2 protein-coding genes are annotated in these 2,332 nt (G+C 66.0%); both read right to left on the bottom strand.

Translation table 11 applies throughout. The features are described 5' to 3' along the window. Window positions 1-68 precede the first annotated feature (68 nt). The gene (ubiB, locus tag AC3AYF_RS16760) at window positions 69-1,691 is read right to left on the bottom strand and encodes a ubiquinone biosynthesis regulatory protein kinase UbiB (protein WP_295039648.1); all 1,623 of its coding nucleotides are present in this window, start codon (window positions 1,689-1,691) and stop codon (window positions 69-71) included. Then, window positions 1,688-2,332 (bottom strand): ubiquinone biosynthesis accessory factor UbiJ (locus AC3AYF_RS16765; protein WP_487780045.1); only part of this gene is annotated, 645 nt, incomplete at its 5' end. The genes ubiB and AC3AYF_RS16765, both read right to left, overlap by 4 nt.

Below are 2,332 nucleotides of genomic sequence, written 5' to 3' on the forward strand. Positions count from 1 at the left end.
TCGAGCTTCGAGCTTCGAGCTTCGAGCTTCGAGCTTCGAGCTTCGAGCTTCGAGCCATTATTCAAAGCTCAGCGCCAGACGAGCAGCAGCAGGCCCAGCCCGGCCGCCACCAGCACCGGCCAGGGTTGCTGCTCCGCCCAGCCGAGCATTGGCTGCCAGGCCAGCGCCACCGCCAGCAGGATCGCCCCCAGGCGAAGGCGCCTTGCGCGCGGTGCCGCCCGCTGGAACCGCGCTTCCAGGCCGGTCAGCGCTTCCGTCTGCTGGCGATAGAGCCGGCGCTGCTGTTCGCGATCGGAGAGCGCCTGATGGGCGAGCACCGGCAGCTCGGGAATCTGGTGCGCCAGTTCCGGCGCGTGCTTCTGCAGCGTCTTCCAGAAACCCTTGGGTCCGGCGCGCTCGCGCATCCAGCGCTCGAGATAGGGTTTGGCGGTGCTCCACAGGTCCAGGTCGGGATAGAGCTGGCGGCCCAGGCCCTCGATATTGAGCAGGGTCTTCTGCAGCAGCACCAGCTGTGGCTGGACCTCCATGTTGAATCGCCGCGCGGTCTGGAACAGTCCCAGCAGCACCTGGCCGAAGGAGATGTCCTTGAGCGGTTTCTCCAGGATCGGCTCGCACACCGCGCGGATCGCCGAGGCGAACTCGTTGGCCCGGGTGCCTTCCCCGACCCAGCCGGACTCGATGTGCAGCACCGCGACCTCGTAATAGTCCTGGCGGAAGAAGGCGAGCAGGTTGCGCGCCAGATAGTCCTGATCCTCGCGGGTCAGGCTGCCGACGATGCCGCAGTCGATGGCGATGTAGAGGGGTTCGGTGGGATTTTTCCGCGACACGAAGATGTTCCCCGGATGCATGTCGGCGTGGAAGAAATTGTCGCGGAAGACCTGGGTGAAGAATATCTCGACGCCGCGCTCGGCCAGTTTCTTGAGGTCGGTACCCTGCGCCCGCAGGGCGTCGATGTCGGCGACCGGGATGCCGGTGATGCGCTCCTGGACCATCACCTGGCGGTGAGTCAGCGACCAGTGGATGGCCGGGACGTAGAGCAGCGGCGATCCCTGGAAGTTGCGCTTGAGCTGGGAGGTGTTGGCGGCCTCCTTGTTGAGGTCGAGCTCGTCGAACAGGGTCGCTTCGTAATCCTGAACCACCTCCACCGGCCTGAGGCGGCGCGCCTCGGGAATCCGTCGCATCAGCCGCGCGAAGGTGTAGAGCAGCCCGATATCCTCGCGCATGATGCGATCGATGCCGGGGCGGATGATCTTGACCACGACCTGCTCGCCGCTGTGCAGTTCGGCCGCGTGGACCTGGGCGATGGAGGCCGAGGCCATCGGTTCGGTCTCGAACGCGGCGAAAGCCTCCTCGACGGTCTTGCCGAGTTCGACCTCGACCATGGCACGGGCGGTCTCGCCGGGGAAGGGCGGAACCTGGTCCTGCAGGCGTTTCAACTCGTCGGCGATATCCGGTGGCAGCAGGTCGCGCCGAGTCGACAGCATCTGGCCGAACTTGACGAAGATCGGGCCCAGCGACTCCAGCGCCAGTCGTAACCGCTTGCCGCGCGAGTGATCGCCGATCGGAATCAGGCGAACCGGGGCGAAGCGCCACAGCCAGCGGATGACCGGCGGTAGTCTGTCCTGGGGAACCAGGCTGTCGAGGCGATAACGGGAGACGGTCCAGGCGATGCGAAATAACCGCAGACTCATGAATGCGACTCCCGGCGACGTTGCAATCTGGCCACTCTGGCCCCGACACGGTCGACGGACTGCTGGAGTTCGGTCAGGTGATCGCGCGCGACGGCGAGCTGGTCGCGACCTGCCAGCCAGCGTCGCTCCTCGAACAGATAATCGCGCAGGTCCTGTTGCCACTCGTTGGCCAGGAAACGCGCCTGACGATCGAGGTGGCGGATGCCATTGGCCACGCCGTGGGCGGTACCGTTGCCCAGGATCCTGGACAAGGCCTCTTCCCAATCGATGTCGAGATCCATGAACAGGGTCTGTATCGGAGAGAGCAGCCCGGTCTGGCCGATGGCCGGCAACTGGCCGCTGAACAGCAGGCGCTCGGGCGAGTCACCCGCCATCAACCGGGTCACCACATGCCGATCCACGGTGATGTCGAGATCATCCACATCGTGCCAGTCGTGCACGCGTCCAAGGGTGACGCCATCGGCATGGAAGCCGACGCGCAGCCCCAGCCGCGCCTCGGCGAAGGTCAGCCGCAGGGTGTGTCCGGCCAGACCGGCCAGCCTGGCGGGGGACGCCGGGTCGCGACGCAACAGCGTGTTCAGCGAGCGCTCCAGGGCGACCAGGGCGAAAGTCTCCACCATCTCGCCGGCCCTCAGAGCTTG

The organism is Salinicola sp., assembly GCF_982684285.1.